Source organism: Mesorhizobium alhagi CCNWXJ12-2 (genome assembly GCF_000236565.1).
Lineage (GTDB): Bacteria > Pseudomonadota > Alphaproteobacteria > Rhizobiales > Rhizobiaceae > Allomesorhizobium > Allomesorhizobium alhagi.
This window is the reverse complement of the sequence record NZ_AHAM01000284.1, coordinates 1-3,830: the sequence shown is the minus strand read 5'-3', so window position 1 is coordinate 3,830 and position 3,830 is coordinate 1. Positions and strand designations below refer to the sequence as shown.

Sequence of the window (3,830 nt, the reverse complement as noted above, 5' to 3'; positions counted from 1 at the left end):
GCCCGCGACTGGCCGCGACTGGCCGTGAAGCGCCGGCGGTGCATGCGGCACGAAATTTCCTAGGCTCCCGCTCGCCGGGTTCCAAGGTTCATGGCTCCCAGCCGACCCCGATTGCGTCGACGGCGAAGTCATTCCCGGCGGCCGGCTTTCGATCGAGTGCTGATGAGAGACAGCTGTCTGATGCGCTTGCCTGCCTTCCGCCTCGCCGCCCCACACGGCCGCGCTGGGGGTCTGGCTCCCGCTCATACCGGCCCGCGCAATCTCCACGATCTCTGACATGCTGGCTGGCCGGTTCTTTGGATCCGGCTGCAGCATGGCGACGAGGAGCGGTCGCAATGCCGCATCCATCCCGGAGAGGTCTGGCAGCATGCGGCGCTTGTCGACCACTTCAGACTGCGACCCGGCCATGTCGATAGGCGCGCCCTGCAGCGCCGCCGCAAGCACCAGCCCGAGACTGTATATGTCGGACTGCTCGCTGACCTCGCCGCCATAAAGGCCCAGCTGTTCGGGCGAAACGTAATTGTATTTGCCGGCGAAGCGTCCTCCGATCAGGGTTCCATCTCCGATCTTGGCGGACCGGGCGATGCCGAAGTCGATGATCTTGGCGCGCTCGACCTGTCCGCTCGGCAGGATGATATTGTCGGGCGAGAGGTCGCGGTGGAAGGTATTGGCTGCGTGAACGGCGCTCAGTCCATCTGCAAGACGCAGACACAATTTGCGAACCTGGTCGGCAGGCATCGGTCCCCGGCGGATCACGTCATGGAGGCTCTCGCCGTTGACGAATTCCATCGCCAGGTAAGGCCGGCCGATGCCCGCATCAATGGTGAAGACGTGGTAACGCACCACGGCGTCGTGCGACAGGTGGTTGAGAACGGAGGCTTCTTTGCGAAACAGCGACAGAATGGTCTGGTCGCGCGAAAATTCCGGCAGCACGATCTTGATCGCAACCAAGTCGCCAGTCTGGATGTTGTGGCCGCGATAAACTTCACCCATGCCACCCGATGCGAGATGCTCGTCGAGTTCGTAAATCCCGCTGAGCTGGGTGCCCGTTGCAACCCGGCCCGCTTCGGGCAGGAATCTGGTCTTGTCGTCAAAACTCATGGCGTTGTCACGATCCGTTGCCGCCAGGGTGGGTGGAAGGCGCCTGTCCAGCTCCTGTGAAGCGCACCACCACAATGGTGACGTTGTCAGTGCCACCCCGCGAAAGCGCGGTGTCCAGGAGATGTCCGCAGGCATCCTCGGGTGCCGCCGATATCACCGCAGCCTCGATTTCCGCATCTGCGACATGCGTGGTCAATCCATCCGTGCCAAGCACGAAAATGTCCCCAGGCAAGGTCTCGCCCTGTCTGAAATCCATGACGATTTCCTCGGTAACGCCCACGGCACGCGTGATGACGTTGCGCCGCGGCCAAGTTCGCGCTTCCGCCGCGCTTAACACGCCTCGATCAAGGAGCTCCTGAACCTCGGTGTGATCACGTGAAAGCTGGGATATCGCCCCGTCGCGTATCAGATAGACGCGGCTGTCCCCCGACCACAAGCAGGCGAAGCGGCCCTCAATGGCCAGCAGGGCGGCGATGGTGGAGCCGATCGTCGCGCCGCGCGCTTGCGACAGCTTGCGGATTTCGTCGTGGGCCCGGCTCAGCCGATCTTCGAACCGCGCGCGCAGATCCGGCGCGGAGCTTGCCACCCCGATCGTGGCGAGGTGCTCGACAATGCTGGAGGAGGCGGCCTCGCCGGCAGCGTGTCCGCCCATGCCGTCCGCCACCAGCCAAAGCCCGCTTTGGGGCTCGATCAGGAACCTGTCTTCATTGACGAGGCGCACGCAGCCCTTGTGACTGACGCCGTAGCTTTCGATTCGCAGGGCGACCTCGCTCAACTTGCCTCCAAGCCTCTCCCGTTCAGCGAAGAGCAGATTGCGCAATCTGCCACAGCTTCGGGCTGGGAGTAAGTCATAAGCCGTCCGGGCAGGCGAATTCCCGAAGAGATTCCAGAAGAAAGGGGTTTTGCCTTGCGCCGACCTCAATAGTATAGGCGACATCACGCCCGCCTATGACGAAACGCGCCTGCAGTTTGTCGCCGTCGCGGCTGACCGTACCGGTGTCCAGCAGGCGCATCAGCGCCCAGGGGCCCGTGAACTCTACCTCGAAGTCGCGGCCGGGGATTTCTGGCGACAGGCTGAGATTGACCGCGTTCGAATTGCCGTCTTCCGGCCAGTTGAAGCTGGCCGGCGCACTGCCGCCTTGATAGCTCTGCACGATATGTCCATTGATGTTGAGCAGGGCCATGTCGGCGTCGCTGTGCAGCGAGAACGGCGTGAAGGTGAGGGCGATCGCCGGAAACGCCTCTCCTTGCGGAAAGAAGGCATCGCGGATCGCTGCCGCACGCTGGAAGGATCTCAGCGTCGACATGGACAGGCCGCGGCCGAGGCGGCTGTCCTCTCTCCACTTCCAGTCAGGGCCGCCGATGTCGGCGAGCGGCGCCAGGTGCTGGGCGAAAAAGCGGTCGAACTCGCCGTTCGGCGCGAACAGTCTCGAAAAATCGGAGATGGAGATGTCGCGCGAGCTAGTGCGCGTGAACGGATAGGTGTCGGTGACGACTTGCCGGCAAGGCCCGGTGACCGCCTCGGCAAGCGCATTGCTCAACTGGGCAAGCGAGCTCCTTGCAACATCGCCCTCGAGATCGTCCGCCACGGCACTGATCATTCTGGCCAGTTGCTTTGGCAGGCGCGAGGCGTTTGCTCTCAAATTCAGAACCTGGAGCTGCAGGTTGGCGGTCGCGCGCTCGGCTTGAGCCGGGCTGTTGGCCGCCAGCACCAAGCTCTGGTAGATTTCATAGAAATTCTGGACGAGAGCATCGATGGGCCGCCGCCCGCTACCGCCTTCGACCAGCCTCCGGAATGGCAGAAACGGTATTTCGATACCGGCCCCCGGCGCCTGCGCCATGGTTCTGGCGAATGCGCCACCCGCGCGTGCTTGAGACTTGCCCTGCGAAATATCAAGGCCTATGCGTGCCAGACCTTCTACCATGGCAGCGCGCTTTTTGGCCGCTTCGTCAGATTCCGCCGCGCCTTCGTCCACTCGTGTCACGCCGGTCTCCCGGGAAACCGCTTCGACGAGCAGCCGGATCGGCGATGTCGCCGAGGACGCCGCCGCCAGCGAGGCGTATTCCGGGCTGTCCTCGGCCATCGGTTTCAGCTTCAAATCGTCCAGCATGTCCGTCCATGCTGCGATAAAATCCTTGCTATAGCGATCGAGCAGCAGCGGGCCGAGCCGTTTTAACTGCTGCTCGACGCCGACCTGCTCGCCGCCGGCCCCCATGATCCATTGATCCTCGACAACCCGCGCGGCAACCGCCGCAAGCTGCGGCAGCATGAAATCCTTGAAGCCGGAGTTGGTGTAGATGCCGGGCACCTTCAGAGCCGCCAGCCCGCGACCGTCCACCGTCTCCAAAACCTGCGCAGCGTGCGGACCTGCGTTGGCGATAAGCGAAAAATCCTGAAGCTGAGCCGAATAGATTGCGGATTTGATCTGAACCCAGGCGAACTCCTGTACGTCCATTCGCGACAGAGATCTTTGCGCTGCCTCGATCAGCGGGCGATCGAGGAGGAAGGAATACTCCTGACCATCGTCAAGCTCGAGCATGGCGCGCAGATGCGTCTCAAGCTCCTCCCGGCCCGCGCGGTTGGCTGAGCCCGGATACCGGTTGTGCTCCCAGTCGCGCTTGATCCAGGCAACGACCAGTTCATCGTCGACCCGCGGTGCTTGGCCGCCAAGCATGAGGTATATTTTCAGCGGCTCGTAAAGCATCCCCGGATCGCCAATGCTGGCCTG

Annotated in this window: 3 protein-coding genes; all 3 read right to left on the bottom strand. The window is 62.9% G+C overall.

What is annotated here, in order from left to right; all coding sequences use genetic code 11:
• Nucleotides 1–1,101 (bottom strand): serine/threonine-protein kinase (locus MAXJ12_RS29950; protein WP_008839913.1); only part of this gene is annotated, 1,101 nt, incomplete at its 3' end.
• Nucleotides 1,102–1,108: 7 nt separating this feature from the next.
• Complete coding sequence (locus MAXJ12_RS29945) at nucleotides 1,109–1,876, bottom strand: PP2C family protein-serine/threonine phosphatase (protein ID WP_040588855.1); 768 nt, start codon at nucleotides 1,874–1,876, stop codon at nucleotides 1,109–1,111.
• A gap of 73 nt (nucleotides 1,877–1,949) precedes the next feature.
• The coding region (gene tssM / locus MAXJ12_RS29940; RefSeq protein WP_008839911.1) for a type VI secretion system membrane subunit TssM at nucleotides 1,950–3,830 on the bottom strand (1,881 nt) is incomplete at its 5' end.